16 protein-coding genes and 1 pseudogene are annotated in these 18,947 nt (G+C 49.2%); 7 read left to right on the plus strand and 10 right to left on the minus strand.

The window, feature by feature from the left end; all coding sequences use genetic code 11:
* Positions 1-104: 104 nt before the first annotated feature.
* A complete protein-coding gene (locus ACFR81_RS00235) occupies positions 105-509 on the plus strand; it encodes a HEPN domain-containing protein (RefSeq protein ID WP_343875776.1) in 405 nt (134 codons plus the stop codon).
* Between the two features lie 57 nt (positions 510-566).
* Here the strand turns inward: ACFR81_RS00235 and ACFR81_RS00240 are convergent, their stop codons facing one another.
* From ACFR81_RS00240 to ACFR81_RS00260, 5 genes are all read right to left on the minus strand, one after another.
* Positions 567-1,196, minus strand: coding sequence for a hypothetical protein (locus tag ACFR81_RS00240; protein ID WP_343875778.1), 630 nt, complete (start codon positions 1,194-1,196; stop codon positions 567-569).
* A gap of 10 nt (positions 1,197-1,206) precedes the next feature.
* Positions 1,207-2,379: a hypothetical protein gene (locus ACFR81_RS00245; RefSeq protein ID WP_343875780.1), complete on the minus strand. Its 1,173-nt coding sequence runs from the start codon at positions 2,377-2,379 to the stop codon at positions 1,207-1,209.
* Positions 2,372-3,487 carry a restriction endonuclease subunit S gene (locus ACFR81_RS00250; RefSeq protein ID WP_343875782.1) on the minus strand — a complete coding sequence of 372 codons (1,116 nt, stop codon included), beginning with the start codon at positions 3,485-3,487 and terminating at the stop codon, positions 2,372-2,374. The genes ACFR81_RS00245 and ACFR81_RS00250 overlap by 8 nt, the downstream gene beginning before the upstream one ends.
* 10 nt (positions 3,488-3,497) lie before the next feature.
* Positions 3,498-5,168: a type I restriction-modification system subunit M gene (locus ACFR81_RS00255; protein ID WP_343875784.1), complete on the minus strand. Its 1,671-nt coding sequence runs from the start codon at positions 5,166-5,168 to the stop codon at positions 3,498-3,500.
* 109 nt (positions 5,169-5,277) lie between these two features.
* A complete protein-coding gene (locus ACFR81_RS00260) occupies positions 5,278-7,437 on the minus strand; it encodes a hypothetical protein (protein ID WP_343875786.1) in 2,160 nt (719 codons plus the stop codon).
* 146 nt (positions 7,438-7,583) lie between these two features.
* Here ACFR81_RS00260 and ACFR81_RS00265 point away from each other — a divergent pair.
* The 4 genes and pseudogenes from ACFR81_RS00265 to ACFR81_RS00280 form a co-directional block, all read left to right on the plus strand.
* Positions 7,584-7,871: pseudogene (locus ACFR81_RS00265) on the plus strand (MFS transporter); the annotation flags it as partial.
* A gap of 216 nt (positions 7,872-8,087) precedes the next feature.
* Complete coding sequence (locus tag ACFR81_RS00270) at positions 8,088-9,293, plus strand: thiolase family protein (protein WP_343875788.1); 1,206 nt, start codon at positions 8,088-8,090, stop codon at positions 9,291-9,293.
* Positions 9,293-10,057, plus strand: a complete 765-nt coding sequence (locus ACFR81_RS00275) for an enoyl-CoA hydratase/isomerase family protein (protein WP_343875790.1) — start codon at positions 9,293-9,295, stop codon at positions 10,055-10,057. Before ACFR81_RS00270 ends, ACFR81_RS00275 begins: the two co-directional genes overlap by 1 nt.
* A 9-nt stretch (positions 10,058-10,066) precedes the next feature.
* Positions 10,067-10,927: a 3-hydroxyacyl-CoA dehydrogenase family protein gene (locus tag ACFR81_RS00280; protein WP_343875792.1), complete on the plus strand. Its 861-nt coding sequence runs from the start codon at positions 10,067-10,069 to the stop codon at positions 10,925-10,927.
* 107 nt (positions 10,928-11,034) lie between these two features.
* On the opposite strand, the gene ACFR81_RS00285 is transcribed toward ACFR81_RS00280, so the two are convergent.
* Positions 11,035-12,801 carry an oleate hydratase gene (locus tag ACFR81_RS00285; protein WP_068170955.1) on the minus strand — a complete coding sequence of 589 codons (1,767 nt, stop codon included), beginning with the start codon at positions 12,799-12,801 and terminating at the stop codon, positions 11,035-11,037.
* 147 nt (positions 12,802-12,948) lie between these two features.
* Positions 12,949-13,365: a PaaI family thioesterase gene (locus tag ACFR81_RS00290; protein ID WP_343875795.1), complete on the minus strand. Its 417-nt coding sequence runs from the start codon at positions 13,363-13,365 to the stop codon at positions 12,949-12,951.
* Between the two features lie 100 nt (positions 13,366-13,465).
* Here ACFR81_RS00290 and paaZ point away from each other — a divergent pair, with 100 nt between their 5' ends.
* Both paaZ and ACFR81_RS00300 read left to right on the plus strand, forming a co-directional pair.
* On the plus strand, positions 13,466-15,517 hold the full coding sequence (gene paaZ / locus ACFR81_RS00295) for a phenylacetic acid degradation bifunctional protein PaaZ (protein WP_343875797.1): 2,052 nt from the start codon (positions 13,466-13,468) through the stop codon (positions 15,515-15,517).
* Positions 15,518-15,664: 147 nt separating this feature from the next.
* The gene (locus tag ACFR81_RS00300) at positions 15,665-16,372 is read left to right on the plus strand and encodes a GNAT family N-acetyltransferase (RefSeq protein WP_343875799.1); all 708 of its coding nucleotides are present in this window, start codon (positions 15,665-15,667) and stop codon (positions 16,370-16,372) included.
* On the opposite strand, the gene ACFR81_RS00305 is transcribed toward ACFR81_RS00300, so the two are convergent.
* The 3 genes from ACFR81_RS00305 to paaI form a co-directional block, all read right to left on the minus strand.
* The gene (locus tag ACFR81_RS00305) at positions 16,359-16,994 is read right to left on the minus strand and encodes a TetR-type transcription factor C-terminal domain-containing protein (RefSeq protein WP_145176672.1); all 636 of its coding nucleotides are present in this window, start codon (positions 16,992-16,994) and stop codon (positions 16,359-16,361) included. The genes ACFR81_RS00300 and ACFR81_RS00305 overlap by 14 nt on opposite strands.
* A gap of 129 nt (positions 16,995-17,123) precedes the next feature.
* Positions 17,124-18,494 (minus strand): phenylacetate--CoA ligase family protein, encoded by a 1,371-nt coding sequence (locus tag ACFR81_RS00310; RefSeq protein WP_343875802.1) that lies wholly within the window; start codon positions 18,492-18,494, stop codon positions 17,124-17,126.
* 31 nt (positions 18,495-18,525) lie between these two features.
* Positions 18,526-18,939: a hydroxyphenylacetyl-CoA thioesterase PaaI gene (paaI, locus tag ACFR81_RS00315; protein WP_068170864.1), complete on the minus strand. Its 414-nt coding sequence runs from the start codon at positions 18,937-18,939 to the stop codon at positions 18,526-18,528.
* Between the last annotated feature and the right edge of the window lie 8 nt (positions 18,940-18,947).

Raw genomic sequence — 18,947 nt, forward strand, 5'->3', positions numbered from 1 at the left:
ATTTGCGGGTGTTTGCGGTGGTTCGGGGGTTGGTGTTTTATGCGGCTGGGAGGACTTTTGAATAAGCCTCTATATTTCAGCCTTATTTAGCAGCAGAAAGCAGAATGCTTCAGATTGGTGCTGCTCTTGAGGCGTTGGGATACGCTATTTGGCTCTATGACGAAAATGGAGGAGAGGCTCCTACTTGCGGTAAAAGATTTTGCAAGGGAACTCTGTCTAGTTGTCAGATGCCAGGTTGCAATAAACCGAATGCTGCCAAGTATTTTGAGAGAGTATCAGAAGATATTCCCTTGACGGAGTTAGGTATTGCCCCAGAAGAGTCTGCTGAGACTTGGTCGCAGGCCTTCAACAAAGTTTACAAAGGGTGTAAGCATGCAGATAATTCCTTGCCAGATGGAGAGGAAGCTTATTTTCGAGCAAAACAGGGATTGCAAGTTATTCGTTGTTGGTTGGCGAAGAGGCTTGGTGTCTCAGATATAACGCTAGTTTCAAATAAAAAATTCTTATAATTGAATGTGGGTGTATTCGAGGTCTTCAGATACGCCCACATTCAACTTAAAATAGTATTATCTCAGCTTAGGATTAGGCTTAAAAATGATCATGTTCAAATCCTCAGAGGAGTAACCAGCAGGTCCCCGTTCTGAATTAGCAACTTTAATCATCCGGCGCAAGGGTTTCCCTTGCAAATCTTTACCATCTAAATTAAAAAAATTAATTTGCTCTCCATATTTTGATTTTCCCATAACCATTAGTGAATAATTATCTACCCCCTTCAACACATTGCGCACTGTTGGCAACAAGGAGACTAAGTCTCGGATCGTTAATCTACGCACAACAGAATCAGGTACTAGATCACCATGAGTTAAAGTAATATATAAATATTCCCTTTGTTGAGCATAGCCTTTTGCAATATTATCGAGCTTTGCCTGTTTCTTTCTTCTCAGAAATTTCTCTGCTCTCCACATTGCCCCTAAATAACCTGCGACTTCAAAAGCATTTCTAATCAGTTCGATAATATCTGGTGTCGGTCCACCTGCAGCGGCACCCATTCCAGGCATCTGTATATGAACAACTGGGTATGATGAGGTAGCCTGAATTTCTTTTATTAGTCGTTCTTCCCAAATCTGAGAGGCATCATTTCTAGTGGAAGATACGTGAACCCCTATATGCCCATCGGGAGTAATTTTAGTTGTCACCATACGCTCCTTATAAATTTCGTATTACTCGATCAATAGGTTGGATACGCATCCAATTATCATTCCAAGTATCTGGGAAATCTGCACTCAGCCTGTAGACCCCCTCCACCCAGGCCTCTCTCAAGTCCGTAAGGTCTCCAGGATAGTTATCTATTTCTGCCAAATTGATATCCCGAAACAAGTTTGGAATCCCTTCAATCATTCGCATTTTCAAATGATCTATAGAATTCGATCCGTCATGAATTTCTGCAGACTCGCCAGCAAGATATATTATTTCCGTCGCAATTCTCGTGGTCTCAAATATGCTGGATAACCCCAAGTCAAATATATTTCTATACGATTGAGCATTAATGAAATCAGCTAATGGTTGCGTTAAAGCGGTTGTAACTATTTCCTTATCCTTAGGAATACCTCGATGCACCATCCTATATAAAGAATCTACTACAGTAATAATCGTTTGGCTATTCTTTTTAACGGGCCAATTTAGAGTGTACTGCAGTACGTATTCAACCATATTAGGAAATTGATGCAAAAAATTTTTAACCCCTCTTCGAGCCTCCCATGTATTAGGTATATTTACAGCAAAGAGAGATTGAGCAATTTTTTGATACTCACTTATAGATAAATCGTTTTGAACAGCCTCAAGAAAATTCCCAATTTCATAGATGCTATTCTCATAATTATTCTGAACCCTCTGCGGGAAAGAATCTATATAGTGCAAAACTGCTAAATAATCAAGTTCCTCAGTCTTCTCTAATGAATCGGGATTACCAGGAAGAGGGATACTTAATTGACTTCTAATTTTCTGCAAGGCAAGGTCTTTAAGTGGACTGTTCTCCCACTTGTCTACTAATAATAAATATTTACGTGTTGTTTCCAAATCAAGTTCGGCAGACAATCCTTCAACGAAACTTTGATGCGCGGCTTGATCCACAGTTCTTGAAGCGGCTTTCGAAATATCCTTAATTTCATGTAAAACACTAAGCTGTGTAAGCTGTAATTCCTTGAAAGAATTCTCGTTTTTCTTGGAAAACAAAAATAAGGCGACGGGAATTGCTATTGTAGCGAGAAGTGTCCAAGCCATTAAAGCAGTATCTGAATTGGCACTAAAAAGTTGATTTGGGAAAGTGCAGAAAAAGTTAATTATTGACCCCCAGAAGTTATTCCAAACTTCTTTAATCACGACTTCGACCAATTAACTCAGAAATCAATATACTACGAACTTGAGATAGATTCTGATTTTCTCTTATTAAACTACTTGCAAAATCAGATAATAAATCTAGAGAAGATTCGCGATGGGAGAACTCATATGAGTTTAAATCTGACCATTTTGTGCGGGGCATGCGGGTTCCGTTTGAAGAATTTGTAGCATGCGCAATCAATGAGTCACTCGAAAGAACCTGTAACGCTAGTTGTTCATATCCCGGCTTGGGTCTAATAACGATGATGTCTGTAGAGCAAATCCCGTCCACAGGAGCAACTACAACCTTGTGAAAATATGGACGAAGTTTCCCAAATAAGATATCTCCCCTTCTAAACCGAGACTTATTACTAGTAACTTCAGCGCCGGTGCCCCATTGAGAAAGCCACACATTCCGGCGTGGCAGGTGTTCAAGACCCACGTAGTTCTCGTTATCGCTTATCTGAGAAGAAGTGACGCTCTCGCGAATTTCTGTGGCAATATCTGAAATATATAACGATTTATTTCTCTTCAACGAGTTTCGAAGAAAATCTAAACGTAGAATTTGATTTAAAGAATTTAGGAGTGCATTATTGGCTTCGATTTTGTCATCAAGAGAACCAAGAATATTTGCAATCCGTTTTTGATCCTCTACGGGAGGTAGTTCAAATTCAAAATCAAGTATTTTCTTTGGGCTCGTGTGTTTTACAGTAGAACCTGTCGAATTATTCAATATAAAATCATGATAATCTTTTTGAAATAAACGATAATAAATATATTTAGGAATAACATAACTCAAATCTTTGAAATGAAACCTACCAATTCTTTGATTATGTAAATAAGTTTTGTTATTTTTTGGAACGATTCCAGGATACCCAAGAGTATCTCCAGATTTGCTTAGATCTGTCATTGTAATTACGACATCACCAGCAGACAAGATATATCTAGGGGGGATTTCGCCTGAGTAAGTTTTTATTTTTGCTTCCCTAAACCCGCCTCCAACTTTGAAATTTCCCGGAGTCATAACAATAGGTAATACGGGATTATCTGAAAAATTTTCGCCCTTGAATGCATACCCGTGAGAGATGGAAAGAATATCTCCTAACTTCACTCGCATAATCTTATTCTCCCTCGTTCAAGATATTTTCAACAGGAACCTCAGGCAAATTCAACGACGCCAAATTCTCCTTCACCACCTGTGCCAAACGCTCAGACTCAGCAAACTGCACCAGCAACTGCTCACGCAGGCGAGCAATCTGAATATCAAGTGGCTCGCCGTCGTCCTCAACTTCAGCCGAACCCACATAGCGCCCGGGAGTCAATGCCCAGTCCTGCGCCGCAATCTCCTCAACAGATACGCTCTTGCAGAAGCCTGCAACATCCTCGAACTCACCAGTATTCAAATCAGAATCTGTGCCCCGCCAAGAGTGCCAAGCACCGGCAATCTGAGCCACATCTTCATCTGAAAACACGCGCTCCGTGCGGTTAATCATGTGCCCCATGTTGCGCGCATCAATAAAGAGAACCTCGCCCTTGCGATCATTCTTACCGCGAACGCCAGCGCCCTTATCCTTAGCCAAAATCCACACGCATACCGGAATCGCCGTGCCGTGGAAAAGATTGGCAGGCAGCGCCAACATAGCCGCCACGGCGCCACCCTCAACCATCGCCTGGCGAATGGTATTCTCGCCGCCAGTGTTGGAACTCATCGAACCGTTAGCCAGCACCACAGCGGCAGTACCACCCGCATTCAACTTATGCCAAATATGCTGCAACCACGCATAGTTAGCATTCCGAGCAGGAGGAACCCCAAAACTCCACCGCGGATCATCACTACGGCGATCCCACTCCTTCAAGTTAAAGGGAGGATTAGCCAGCACATAATCAAAATTCACACCAGCATGCTTATCCGTGGAAAAGGTGTCAGCCCAACGATCACCAAGATCACCAAAAATACCGTGAATCGCCAAGTTCAAACGCGCCAACCGCCAGGTTTGATCGTTCAGCTCCTGACCATAAACCATTAGGGCTGGTTCAAAACCCTTCTCCTCTTTAAAGTTTTTACCATGCGCCTCAACAAAACGCTCAGACTGCACAAACATGCCGCCTGAACCACAGCAAGGGTCATATAGCTTGCCATTGACCGGTGCCAAAATATCAACCAGCGTACGCACTACCGAACGAGGAGTATAAAACTCACCGCCCCGCTGCCCCTGCTTAGACGCAAACTTGCCTAAGAAGTACTCGTAGACTTCACCGAGCACGTCCAAAGACGAACGACCGGTCTGTTCCCGCATACCTTTGAAATCTGCATTTGAAAACAAGTCAATCAAACCGGCAAGACGGCGCTGGTCCACATTTTCCTTATTGTAGATTTCAGCGAGCGCACCTCGCAGTCGATCGTTCTGTTCCATAATGGCACGCATCGCAGCATCCAGAACCGCACCGATACTGTCTGTCTTTGCGAAATCAGCGATATAGTTCCAGCGGGCTTGTTGAGGAACAAAATAAACGCTCTCACCATAAAACTCATCAGGATCATTAAGGCGCTCAGCCAGTTCTTCGTCGAAAGCGTCGCCTTCAAATCCTTCTTCACGAACTTCTGCTGTAATCGCTTCTGAGCGCTCATCAAAACTATCGCTCACATATTTCAAGAAAATTAGACCCAGAACAAAGTTCATGTAGTCAGATGCGTTCATGGAACCACGAAGTTTATCCGCAGCTTTCCACATTAAATCGCGCAATTCCTCCGGAGAAGAAGCTGTAGTCTTAGTAGACTTTTTAGTAGCCACAACAAATTCCTTTCAGGTGTAGTAGCCGTAAAGGGCTACTTGGATTACATCTAGATTCCCACCTAAAAGAGAGCTATACAATCACCAATGTTGATACGGGGGCGTATCACTATCCCTTGGTATTAATTTCTAAAGTTCCTTCTGCAAAGCCTTTAAGTGTATTGCTTTCTATAGCATTTAAAGCATCAATTTGAGCTTGCAGAACTTGTCGGTGAGCCCGGATTTCATTCAGTTCTTTCTCCACCTCTGCCCATTCTGAAGCATGGTGCTCAAATATGGCTGAATAAGCGGAAGCTCCCAACCTCACCCTCAGCCAGGAAGCTCTAGGGCCCAAAGAGGTATTCTGAACTTGTAGCTCCGATAAAACGATTCCAGCAAATATCTCTGCTAAATGCGTAGAAGAAGGCAGAGATTCATATCTTCGACGAAGCGTGAAAACCGGGCTTTGTGGCACAACCAACCCGTGATGCTCCGATACCACCAAGACAGAAGGCTGTTCACCCTCATACACTAGAAGGTCACCCACCTGAGCAGGCTCAGCCCGCCCAATCGAGCTTAAATCCGATACGCTCACTTCAAAGTACTCAGCAGGTAAAGAACCTGTCTCTCGCACCCGTTGCATGGCTTCGACATCGATAATCCGAATGCCTAAAGAATCAGCTTCTTCTTCCGTGGGTTGAGCAAAATCAGCTAGCTTTTCCCTTGCTGCTCCGGGGATCCGCTTTACCTTGCCGTTTTCTCGAGCTTCCTGCAAAGTCAGAATATTCTCGCCCTGTCCCGCTTTCACAGGCCAGTCCAACCGAGCAGGAGAGTAATCCACAGTATTTACTACTCGCAAACTTTCATTAATTGTGACCATCAATCGATTCGCGCTCTGCCGTTGCATGGAAGAAATCCACGCAGACGAGAACCCGCTCTCAGCTAATTGACGAGAACGGGCTCTTACACCGCTCGTCAAAATGTGCTCGCCAGAAACCACATGAACCGAATCCAATCGATTTTCAACAAGCACAGTATGTAAATCATGAAGAACCGGGGCTGAGGCGTTACCCGGTTCAACTTTCGTAGCCGAGGATGCGTCCAACAGAGCCGTGTAAGGGACTAGCCCTTCATCAATACGGCGGTTCTCAAAAATGCCCAGCATCAGCTGAACACCAGACTCCCCCAAAACATGCTTGGTTCCGAGATCTACAAGAGCTATTAGGTGACCATATTCTGCTAAATAGCTGTGGTCCGAACCAGGTTCTGCCTTGGTACCCAGCACATCCGCCCGGCCCACTACAAATATTGGCCGGCCCACCGGTGAATCAGAAACGACAGAATTAATCTCTGCCCACTGACCTATCGAATCAGTGTAAGAAGCATGAAGAGGAAGGTGCACCCACACCGAAGTCAATTCGATATCATCTTCCAGTGTCGCCACCGGAGAATGATCCTCCAGTAGCTGCTCCTCATTCGACAGCAAAACAATCAATCGAAGTAACACAGCAGTTCTGTCATTAGAACTACTAACGTGGATACGCCGCTTTTCGTCAACATCTCCTACCAAAGTTTGAAGAAGTTGCACCGTCACGAGTTGTCCAAACGGTGCACCCCCACGCATATGCATACGCTCTGCAAAAGGAGATGCGACCCGTGCAAGAAACTCCAACAGGCTTACAGAAAGCTGTTCCTGCCCACGATCTTGGGATGCCAACAAATAGGTTACCCGTTGAAGATCGCTCAAATAATCGGAGGAATACTCGGCAACCGCCCCAGCGACTCTTCCCAGCACTCTAAATTGTTCATCTGACATACCTAAAAGCTCAGATTCTATGTGCTTCAAGAGAGGTCTTGCAGCTACCGAGCCAGCGCATCTGCGCAACAGCCCAAGAGGGCGTTCATCTTGCCTATACTCAACACTGCGGTACATCAAAATTAATGTTGAGAAGCGAATAAGAATCTCCTGAATAGGCAGGTTCAAACCCTTACATGCTTCAACATTTCCTTCAATTGCAGCTAAATACACCATTTCATCTACCGAACGAGTCACCGTGTCTCGTGCCGAAGCCCATTCGATGAGCTTCGCTGCCTGATAGTACGTATGGTTGTTCCGGTGTTTATCGATGGGCTGAGGAAAATCTGTATGCCGACTCACCCATGTAGAGATAACCGGACGCTGCACACCGAGCACGCGCGCTGCTTGCGTTGAGTTTAAGGAAATGTCCTGCAACAGCGATATAGCTAACGGGGATAGTGCAGAGTGATTCTCGCGCAAGGGTGATGACATGCCCCTATCTTATGCGAGAAGATAAACAATCGACTGGGGTCTTCTCATAATGAAATCCCAACCTTCTCCCTCCCCCATCCTGGTAAAGCTCCGCCGTCCTGAGTGAGAACCCAGGACGGCGGATTTGTGTGCAGAGAACTAAGAGGATCCTCACAATGACGTTGGGGCCTTCATACGGTCCCCAGTCAGCGCTTTACGCTGAGATGTTCCCCGCTCGCGTGCGTTTTTCAGGAATCTCGATTGGTTACGCCATTGGGTCGATTTTTGGCGGCGCATTTGCCCCCATGATCGCCGAGATGCTTCTGACCGAGACAGGAAAATCCTGGTCAATCGGTGCATATATCGCCATCGCCGCCGTTATCTCACTGGTAGCTGTCAGCATGGTTCCTCGATCGATTCAGGACATCAATCTTCACCCCGAGAAGGCACGCTAGCAACTCCCTGCCCCCACAAAGTACACCGTTTCCGCAAAAGTACAACCTAGAGCATGTATTTTTGCGGAAACGGTGTACTTTTCTTACCCTTACCCTTACCCCAAGATATTGACTCACATCACATTTATTTGAGATTATTTATTGAACGACCATTCAGTAAATCAGCGTAGTCACTCGGCGAAAGCATGTGAGCTGCATTCCAACAAAGGAGTTTGGATGAGTACCCCTGAAGCATTCCTCATCGGCGGATCACGCACCCCCGTTGGGCGGTACGGCGGAGCTCTCTCCTCGGTACGACCCGACGATCTTGCAGCGCTCTGCATCAAAGACGTCATCGAGAAAAGCGGACTCGACCCCGCGGTAGTAGACGAAGTCATTCTGGGCAACGCTAACGGCGCCGGTGAAGAAAACCGCAACGTTGCGCGTATGGCGTGGTTACTCAATGACTACCCCGACACCGTTCCCGGCATCACGGTCAACCGCCTGTGCGCTTCAGGCATGTCCGCTATTACCCTGGCAGCACAAATGGTTAAATCCGGCGCAGCAGATATCGTGATTGCAGGCGGCGTGGAATCCATGTCACGCGCCCCCTGGGTGACCGAAAAACCCACCAAAGCATTCGCCAAGCCCGGGGAAACTTTTGACACCTCTATCGGCTGGCGCTTTGTAAACCCCGAATTTAAAAAGCGCGACAAGTTCACCTACTCCATGCCTGAAACCGCTGAGGAAGTAGCAAAGCTAGACGGCATCACCCGAGAGGAGGCCGATGCCTTCGCCGTCCGCTCACACGAACTAGCATTGGCGGCTATCGAGGCAGGCAGGTTCAAAGATGAAATCGTGCCGGTCACCATTCGAGACCGCAAGGGTAACGAGACCGTGGTGGACACCGATGAAGGCCCCCGACCCGGAACTACCACAGAAGTTCTCGCTAAGCTGCGCCCCGTCGTCGGCGGAGGTTCGGTAGTAACGGCGGGTAATTCGTCGTCGCTCAATGACGGCGCCTCGGCAATCATTGTCGCTTCAGAAGCTGCAGTGAAGAAATACGGACTAAAAGCTCGTGCACGATTTGTGGATGGCGCTTCCGCCGGTCTTGCCCCTGAGATTATGGGCTTAGGCCCGGTTCCTGCAACCGAGAAAGTGCTAGAACGCTCCGGCTGGTCAATAGATGACATTGGCGCGGTAGAACTCAACGAAGCCTTTGCCACCCAGTCGCTGGCGTCCATGCGGCGTTTGGGAATTAACCCGGACATCGTGAACCGCGACGGCGGCGCGATTGCTTTGGGCCACCCACTCGGTTCGTCGGGCTCCCGCCTCTTGATTACCCTCCTTGGTCGCATGGAACGCGAAAACGTAGATAAAGGTCTAGCTACCATGTGCGTTGGTGTGGGTCAGGGCGCGGCAACCCTGGTGGAGCTTGTCTAATGCTCACCACCGACCACTTTCAAGCCTTAACCGTAGACGAGCGCGAAGACCGACTGCTGGTGCGCATGAACCGGCCCGAGGTGCGCAACGCCATCGACGCCGCCATGGTGAGTGAACTACACGAGGTATGCCACTATCTAGAACGCACTCCTAAAATCATGATTTTGACCGGGTGCGAGGCTAATGGGCGCGGTATTTTTGCCTCCGGCGCCAATATAGCCCAGTTGCGTGAACGTCGTCGAGAAGATGCCCTCCTCGGCGTCAATTCGCAGATTTTTGACCGCATCCATAAGTTGCCCATGCCGGTGATTGCGGCGATTGACGGGTATGCCCTCGGCGGAGGCGCCGAACTTGCCTACGCCGCAGATTTTCGGCTGGGAACCCCTTATATCAAGATGGGTCAGCCCGAAACCGGGCTAGGTATTATTGCCGCAGCCGGCGCACTGTGGCGGCTCAAAGAGCTGGTAGGTGAACCCGTAGCGCTGGAAATTCTCATGGCGGGGCGCATTCTCAACGCCGAGGAAGCGTTGGAACTCAAACTCGTCACCGAAATTCACGAACCGGCAGAGCTACTCGACGCCGCCCACGCATTAGCAGACCGCATTGGCGAACAGGATCCGCTCGCCGTGCGCATTACCAAGCGCGTGTTCTCGGCACCGCCGTCGGCACATCCTCATATTGACGAGCTTGCCCAGGCAATTCTGTTTGAATCAGAAGCTAAGTTCGATCGCATGCAAGCATTTCTTGACCGCAAAAAGAAGTAGGTAAAACTTATGACTGAAAAGACGGCTCTTCCCTCCAAAGTAGGTGTACTGGGCGGCGGACGCATGGGCGCAGGTATAGCCCATGCCTTCCTCATTTCGGGGTCGCAAGTGACCGTGGTGGAACGCGATGCCCAGTCGGCTCAAGCTGCCCGCGAGCGCGTGGAATCTGATTTAGCAAAGTCTCTGGAACGTGGAAAGATTGATGGAAATCTGGACGTATGGGTAGAAAGCCTGACGGTGACTACTAGCTACTCCGATTTTGCCGGGTGCGAGTTAGTGGTTGAGGCAGTTCCTGAGATATGGGATGTAAAGGTTGAGGCACTCACCGCAGTAGAAGCTGAACTCGGCGAGGAAGCCTGGTTAGCTTCAAATACGTCCTCGCTTTCTATTGACGGGCTGGCAGAGGAACTTCAGCGGCCCGAGCGCTTCTTGGGGCTGCACTTTTTCAACCCGGTTCCGGCATCCAAACTGGTGGAAGTCGTTCAATCGAAGCATACGGGCGAGGAGCTTCGTGCCCTAGCACCACAGTGGGTTGAGAGTCTCGGCAAGACGCCGGTAGTGGTCAATGATGCCCCGGGCTTCGCGTCGTCCCGACTCGGCGTTGCGATTGCACTTGAGGCTATTCGTATGGTGGAGGAAGGTGTAGCTTCGCCTCAGGATATTGATAACGCGATGGTGCTGGGCTACAAGTTCCCTATCGGCCCTCTGGCGCTGACTGACGTTGTGGGGCTGGATGTGCGTCTGGGAATTGCTGAATATTTGGAGTCCCAACTGGGCGAGCGATTCGCCCCTCCCCAGCTGATGCGCGAGATGGTAGAGCGCGGTGAGCTCGGCAGAAAGTCGGGCAAGGGTTTCTACGACTACAGCTAAGGTTTCAGCAGGGTATACGAAAAGGGCGGTTGGATTGAATCATTTCGTTCCAATCGCCCTTTCCCGTTTCTCAGTTAACGAGTTATCAACTTAATATTTTGAAGGTTTTAGAGCAGATCAGCCTCTTTAAGGAGCTTAAGAATCTCGGTATTTTTAAGTTTCTTATCTATCAGTAAATTACTTAGTGCTCCTCCTGGAAGCTTTGTTCGCTCACCGTCAGCAAGGCTATGGGCTGCATCTAGTAAGACTCGAACATCGTAGGTTGAGTTATACACTTCGGGGATTCCTCGTTCTATCCCCAGGAGAGCATATACAGACTCCATAGCAGTTCGCACCGAATACTCGGTAGTGAAGATACAGTCTCGAGTAGCAGATTGGGCGAACTGACCGATAAAGGCGAAATTCTGGGAACCTTCCGGAACTACAGCTGGACGGTCTGTGTGCTTACGCGGCATAAAGAACGAAGTGACATACGGCATCATAACTGGGACGCACTTAGCTCCCGTAGCGGCCAGCTCCTCAATTTCATCAGTAGGAACACCGAGGTGATAGAGCCATTCCTGGACTATTTCCTCCCCGGTGCATTCCTGCAAAGATTTCTTAACATAGTCTCCGGGTACATCGCTAAATAGACCATAGACCCATACAACCACCTGATCCTTAGGCTGTTTTTTGAAATGTGGTTGACGGTTGACTGTCCAGGACATTAACCAGCTTGAATCTTGTGCAGTGACGATTCCACCCGTTACTACACGGCCACTCAGAGGGTTACGGTGAGAAATCTGCTCAATATAACGCGGGATACGCTCATCCAGTGTGGTAACGGTAGCAGACTCCCATTTAGTTTCCTCAATATTGGAGCAAAAAACTTCTGGTTTACCGAAAGCAGGATCCTTCTTCGCAATTTTTTTCCATAAGTCCCAGGCTGGAGCAGGACCTTCATTGAGTTGTGCCGCAGTATGATGATCGCCCTCATCAGAATTATCTACGAGGGAACCGATAGTTATGAAGAGCAAATCATTGTCGGTAAGGGGAATATTTTCTTCTTTCCCCTCCCGAATTACATGGATAGCCGTGGCGCGCTTAATCCCTTGGGGTCGATTATCCTCAAAATCTATATCTGTAACTTCAGAATCATAGGAAAATTGAACGCCGTGATCTTGCAACCATTTGACGAGAGGTAGAGTCAGCGATTCATACTGGTTATACTTGGTAAACTTAAGGGCAGAGAAATCCGGTAAGCCATCAATGTGGTGAACAAATCGATGCAGATATAGCTTCATCTCAAGAGCAGAGTGCCATTCTTCAAAGGCGAACATCGTGCGCCAATACATCCAGAAATTGCTCTTTAGAAATTCATCAGAAAAAACTTCATTGATTCGTACATCTTGAAGCGAATCGGCGTCTCGCAAGAAAAGGCTCATCAATTCTTTCTGCGCCTTTTTGCTGAGGGTAAATTTGCCGTTAGTTGGCCATTCCTTACCCTGTTGGTAAGTAGCGCGGCACAAGGAGTAGTTAGGGTCGTCTTTATTGAGCCAGTAAAACTCATCAAGCACGCTAGCATCTTCGATTTCAAGCGAAGGTACGGATCGAAAGAGATCCCATAGAGTTTCAAAATGATTTTCCATTTCGCGACCGCCGCGTATTACGAACCCTTTGTCAGGTTCTTCAATTCCGTCTAGAGCACCGCCCGCAATCATGGACTTTTCGTAGATGGTGATTTTGGAGCCATCCATATGCCCATCTCTTATAAGGAACCCCGCAACAGCTAAACCTGCTAATCCGCCACCCACAATATGAGCGGTTTTATGGTCGATGTCCTTAGGCTTCCGCGACCTTGCGAAAGCTTCGTAGTTCCCTGCAGTATACTGCACGGTAATCATCTTCTTTCAATCTACTCTTATTTGATTATAAGCTTGATTACTTTAATGATAGTACCCCTTGGAAGCGCAAGAGACAGTAATAGTTGCATATTACGGTTTATGAAAATCGTAAGAAATCTCCACTCTTAGCAACTAAAGTTATTTGATGAAGTTAGTAATTCTCATGGTGCACAGACGCGCGCCGTCGTCATTGTGGGTAATAACTACTTCGTGGGTAGTGAGGGAACGTCCTAGGTGGATTGCCGAGGATGTCGCCGTCACACTTCCATCTTTCGAAGATTTATGATGCGTGGCGTTCACGTCTACCCCGACTGCAACCTTCCCCATCGAAGAAGCATGGATGACCGCGCCCCATGATCCCACTGCCTCCCCCAGCGCCAGCATTGCCCCACCATGAAGCAGCCCCAGCGACTGGCGGTTTCCTGCAACCGGCATGGTTGCCACTACACGTGTAGCAGATTCTTCCAGCACTTTTACGCCTAATTTTTCATCTAGCTCACCCAGCGTAATTTTCCAGAGTTCGCGCTGGGTAGATGATTCTTGTGCTTCGTTCATGAAAACCCTTCAGAGGAATAAGTGACGTGCGTTATAGTAAGAATAATAACTGAACGAACGGTCGGAAAGTTTGTTTTGTTCAATCTTCGGAAGGATACTCATGACTAGCCCCGCGCTCATTCCCAGCTTCGTCAAAGGCAACTGGTGGACGCCATCCAACCCGCAGAAGCTCTCAGAAATCCAAGATACCTCAACCGAAGAAGTCATCTTCACCGCTAGTACCGAGGGAATCGATACTGCGGGAGCAATCGAGTACGCGCGCATCGCTGGGCAGAAGAATCTGGGTGAGCTCACCATTCACGAGCGCGCTTTGAAGCTCAAAGAGTTGGCTATTTACCTCAACGAGCATAAGCAAGAACTCTACGATATTTCGTTCGCCAGCGGTTCCACTCAGCGCGATCACTATATCGATATTGATGGTGGCATCGGTACCCTCTTCACTTTTTCTTCCAAAGGACGGCGCGAGCTCCCCAACTCGAACGTGATTATTGACGGCGCAACCGAGCCGCTTTCAAAGGACGGTAGCTTTGCCGGTGAGCACATTTACACCCGGCTGCCCGGAGTCGCAGTAGAGATTAATGCCTTTAATTTTCCAGTTTGGGGCATGCTGGAAAAGTTTGCACCGGCGTTTATTGCGGGCATGCCTTCGATTGTGAAACCAGCGACGGCAACCGGTTACGTGACCGAGGCATGTGTACGCCTCATGCTAGAAGCAGGCGTTTTACCCGAAGGCTCCATTCAGCTCATTTCCGGCTCTGCTCGCGACCTTCTGGATTACCTGGATTACCGAGACCATGTGGCATTCACAGGCTCCGCTAGCACCGCACAAACCCTGCGCGCCCATCCCAATATACAAACCAAAGGTGTGCGCTTTACCGCAGAAACCGACTCTCTCAACGCAGCAATTCTTGGTCCCGATGCTGAAGTTGGCACACCTGAATTTAATGCTTTCATCAAGTCTGTATTTGTGGAGATTACCGCTAAGGCAGGTCAAAAATGTACGGCAATTCGCCGTGTCATTGTGCCGGCGGGTCGCCGTGACGACGTCATCAAGGCGCTGGCAGAAACAATCTCCAGCAAGGTGAAGATAGGGGACCCTCGGACAGAGGGAAGCACCACTGGTGCTTTGGCATCTTTGGAACAAAAGGGCGAAGTGTCCTCCTCAGTTGAAAAACTCACCGCTGCCGGAGGCACTATCGCTTTCCAGAGCGAAGCTCCCAGCGAAGGCGCCTTTTACCCCGTCACAATTTTGACCTTTGATGACCCCCGCAATGAGGCCGTCCATTCGGTTGAAGCATTCGGGCCAGTAACCTCGGTCATTGAATACAGCGACTTTGGAGAGGCTATTGAACTGGCGAACCTCGGCGAAGGCTCACTAGTAGCTACCGTGTGCACTAACGACCGCGAAATTGCCCAGCAGGCAGTTTTAGGTATCGCTGCTCATCACGGTCGCGTTTTGGTCTTGAATAGGGAAGACGCAAAAACTTCCACCGGACACGGCTCCCCGGTTCCGCATCTAGTGCACGGTGGCCCCGGACGCGCAGGCGGCGGCGAAGAACTTGGCGGTGTGCGCGCTGTCAAGCACTATATGCAACGCACTGCCATTCAAGGTTCCCCCAATATGCTTACCGCCATTACCGGCGTGTGGCATCAAGGAGCTGATGCGCGCACCGTAACGCGCGAATCGGTAGATATCGGCGAAGGCGTCCACCCCTTCCGGAAGTCACTGGCTGAGCTAAAAATTGGTGACCAGTTCGTCTCTCCCCTGCGTAAAGTAACCTTAGAGGACATCACCGCTTTCGCAGATTCCACAGGAGATCAGTTCTACGCCCATACCGATGAAGAGGCCGCCGCCGCCAACCCATTCTTCCCCCGTCGGGTTGCCCACGGTTACCTGCTGGTCTCCTGGGCTGCAGGTCTGTTTGTGGATGCCGCCCCTGGGCCAGTACTTGCAAACTATGGATTAGAAAATCTGCGATTCATCACTCCGGTAACCTACGACGATTCGATTCGAGTCACCCTCACCGCAAAGAAGATTACCCCGCGCGTGACTGATGAATACGGTGAAGTCGCTTGGGACGCCGTACTACATAACCAGAACGACGAAATTGTGGCGACGTACGACGTTCTGACTCTAGTAGAAAAGAAGTAAGCGGCTGCCCCACCCCAAGTTTGTATCAGATTTCGCACTCTATGCCACGAGGCACCCAGTAAAGAACGCAAAGTTTGATACAAACTGGCCAGGGGGGTATTTCATGGCGATAGGCTACATTGAAAGTGCATTTTTCTAGGAGTTGCCATGGTTCGCTATAACGAGTTTGAACAGCCTATTGGCCATGAGGTTTCCGGATGGGCGCCACGCCCACGCCCCGAACGAGTTACGCTCAACGGTCGTTTTTGCACTATTGAACCGCTCTCTACCGAAAAACACGGAGCTGATCTCATCGAAACGCTTTTGCAGCGTTCTGAGAACAGCATTTGGACGTACATGCCCGCCGGCCCTTTTGAGACCACAGAAGACTTTATGGAGTTTCTTCGGGTTCAAGAAAGTTCAGCAGATCCTCTGCATTTCACGATTATTGACCACGAACTAGGCAAAGCAGTCGGCACTTTCTCGCTCATGCGCATGACTCCTGAGCATGGCACTATTGAGGTTGGGTGGGTCATATATTCACAGCTTCTCAAACGCACTGCAACCGCTACCGAAGCGCAGTATCTCCTCATGAAATACGCCCTGGAAGATTTGGGGTATCGGCGTTACGAGTGGAAGTGCGATGCTCTCAATGAGCCTTCCCGACGTGCTGCACGTCGCCTGGGCTTCCGGTTTGAAGGAATTTTCCGCAACGCTCTCATCTACAAAAATCGCTCCCGTGATACCGCCTGGTTCGCTCTCACCGACGAGGATTGGCCGCATCAAAAGCAAGCTTTCGAGAAATGGCTGCGCCCAGAGAATTTTGATAATCGGGGGCAGCAAAAAGAAGCTCTAGAGCGACCTAGCGAGCTGTAGCTGAAGTAGCCGTCGAATCGGCCATACCATCAAAAGCCATTTGGACGACGGCGTCGGCGAGCTTTTCAACGTTCTCCCCGCGCTCCGGGCGATACCAGGTTGCGAGTGAGTTAATCATGCCAAAAATCAGTCGAGCGATAGTTCTGTCTGAAATATCTTGCCGGATTTCTTTTGCCTCCTGTGCCGTTTTGACCAGCGCGGATAACCTGTTGGTAAGTTCCCGACGTCGTTCTAACGCCTCGGTTTCTACCTGCGAGTTACCCCTGAGCCGCAAGAGGAGAGTTACATTATCAAACTGTTCTACCAGCGCATAGACAGTCTGGCGAGTCACGAATTCCACCGCTTCAGCAGGGTTAGAATCCTCTAAGGATTCAGCGGCATCAAAGACTTCTTCAAGGGACACCAGCGCCCGGTTAAGGGCATATTCCAAAATTTCCTCTTTGGACTTTACGTGATGGTAGATTGCCGATTTAGTAATTCCGAGGGCATCTGCCAGCACCCCCATTGAAGTGGCTTCATACCCATATTCATTAAAAGCACGAACGCAGATACTGAGAAGTTCTTCTCTCTCGTAGCCCGGTCTGCCGCGCTTAGTAGAGGCGGTATGTGATTGATTAGCCATGAGATCCTCAGAAAATGGTTCGCAATAAAATGAGCTGAGATACCCTGTCGTTGGGGCATCTCAGCTCATTTTATGCTGTCTGGGCGAGAAGAGTCTGATTTATAGCAACGTGAGACTCAACGCGATGTCTTAGCTCTCGGTATTCTTGGGGCGGTGATCGTAAATACGACGAATCTTTCCCATCGAGCGGGGCAGAACATCAGGGTCAAGTACCTCAATACGGCAGGAAGAGCCAATCTTAGTTTTAATGTCATGTTGCAAACGCTTAGCTGCATCCTCAGCCTGTTCAAGAGTGACGTCCTCTCGACGTTCGATGCGAACGGTCATTTCATCCATACGATGGGGGCGAGTAATCTCCAGCGCAAAGTGCGGGGAGAGTTCGGCGTGACGAAGTGCAAGTTCTTCCACCTGGGTGGGGAAGAGATTGACGCCGCGCAAGATAATCATGTCATCGCTTCGACCGGTAATTTTACCCATGCGGCGGTGCCCTGGACGCGCGGTACCCGGTAGAAGACGGGTGAGGTCATGCGTGCGGTAGCGAATAATGGGTAGTGCCTCTTTGGTAAGCGCCGTGAAGACAAGTTCACCAGGGTGACCCAAAGGCATGATGGAGTCATCGAAGGGATCAATGATTTCGGGGCGGAAGTGGTCTTCCCAAATATGCGAGCCATCCTGCGATTCAAACGACTCGCCTGCCACACCGGGACCCATTACTTCGGACAGTCCGTAAATATCACAGGCTTTGAGGGTGCCAAAGGTCTGTTCAATTTCGTGGCGCATTTCAGCCGTCCACGGTTCTGCACCCAGAATTGCGGTGCGCAGCGAGGTCTCTTTGGGATCCACGCCCAGCTTGCGGAACCCATCTGCAATGGTGAGCAGGTAAGTGGGGGTAGAGAGAATTGCCTGAGGTTCAAAATCTTTAATCATCTGAACCTGCTTTTCGGTTTGACCGCCGGACATCGGAATGACGGCGCAACCGAGACGTTCAGCGCCGTAGTGCGCGCCCAGTCCGCCGGTAAAGAGACCGTACCCGTAGGCGTTGTGCACCTTATCACCGGGCTTAATGCCGGAGAAGCGGAAGCAACGAGCCACCAAGGTTGCCCAGGTCTGCAAATCGTTTTCTGTATAAGTCACCACGGTGGGCTGACCGGTGGTACCAGAAGAGGCGTGGATTCGGCGTATCTCGCTCATCGGTACTGCATTCGCTTTGAAAGGGTACGCCTTACGGAGAAATTCTTTATCGGTGTATGGGAAAATCTTCAGGTCGTCGAGCTCTTTGAAGTCACCAGGATGTACCCCCGCCTCATCGTAGAGCTCTTTATAGGCAGGTACATTTTCATAGGCGTAATGGAGGGTCCAGCGCAGTCGCTCGAACTGGAGCGATTCGATTTGATCACGGCTCATCAGCTCTTCGGGGTCCGGTTGGGAACGGTCTGCGGCGACAGGAGCCACGCTGTAGGGATTTTTTACACTGCAAGAAGTACTACTCTGTACTGTCATTTTTCTTCCTTTGGTTAGTGCAAATGTTTATTTACTGGGCAGTTGGACGGGCGATGGTGCGGGAGCGACCGCGAAATTCTGCGATAGTGCGCCCGTCCTCGCCAGTGACTTTGATGTCGTAGAGACCGCTACGGCCATACTGTTCACGGACCTCTGCGGTGGCTGTTAGTTTTTCGCCTGCTTGCCCTGAGGAGACAAAGTTGATGTCTGCGCCCGATGCCACGGTGATGGTTTCAGGGTCACCTTCTGGCTTATTGCAGGCGAGCGCGAAGGCAGTATCGGCAAAGGCAAAAATCATGCCACCGTGGGCTATTCCGAAGCCGTTGAGCATTTCTTCACGCAGTCTCATGGTAATGGTTGCGTACCCGTATTCCGCATGAAGAATTTTGATTCCCATCCATTCGGTGGCGGGGTCGTTTTTAAGAATGACGTGAGCTAATGTCATAATTCCCC

Origin of the sequence: Rothia amarae, from assembly GCF_042677725.1 — a bacterium.
Lineage (GTDB): Bacteria > Actinomycetota > Actinomycetes > Actinomycetales > Micrococcaceae > Rothia > Rothia amarae.

Coding starts and splice junctions, on each gene's coding strand:
- ACFR81_RS00235 (WP_343875776.1), top strand. CDS start 105: ATGCTTCAGATTGGTGCTGCTCTTGAGGCGTTGGGATACGCTATTTGG.
- ACFR81_RS00260 (WP_343875786.1), bottom strand. CDS start 7,437: ATGTCATCACCCTTGCGCGAGAATCACTCTGCACTATCCCCGTTAGCT.
- ACFR81_RS00270 (WP_343875788.1), top strand. CDS start 8,088: ATGAGTACCCCTGAAGCATTCCTCATCGGCGGATCACGCACCCCCGTT.
- ACFR81_RS00275 (WP_343875790.1), top strand. CDS start 9,293: ATGCTCACCACCGACCACTTTCAAGCCTTAACCGTAGACGAGCGCGAA.
- ACFR81_RS00280 (WP_343875792.1), top strand. CDS start 10,067: ATGACTGAAAAGACGGCTCTTCCCTCCAAAGTAGGTGTACTGGGCGGC.
- ACFR81_RS00290 (WP_343875795.1), bottom strand. CDS start 13,365: ATGAACGAAGCACAAGAATCATCTACCCAGCGCGAACTCTGGAAAATT.
- paaZ (WP_343875797.1), top strand. CDS start 13,466: ATGACTAGCCCCGCGCTCATTCCCAGCTTCGTCAAAGGCAACTGGTGG.
- ACFR81_RS00300 (WP_343875799.1), top strand. CDS start 15,665: ATGGTTCGCTATAACGAGTTTGAACAGCCTATTGGCCATGAGGTTTCC.
- ACFR81_RS00305 (WP_145176672.1), bottom strand. CDS start 16,994: ATGGCTAATCAATCACATACCGCCTCTACTAAGCGCGGCAGACCGGGC.
- ACFR81_RS00310 (WP_343875802.1), bottom strand. CDS start 18,494: ATGACAGTACAGAGTAGTACTTCTTGCAGTGTAAAAAATCCCTACAGC.
- paaI (WP_068170864.1), bottom strand. CDS start 18,939: ATGACATTAGCTCACGTCATTCTTAAAAACGACCCCGCCACCGAATGG.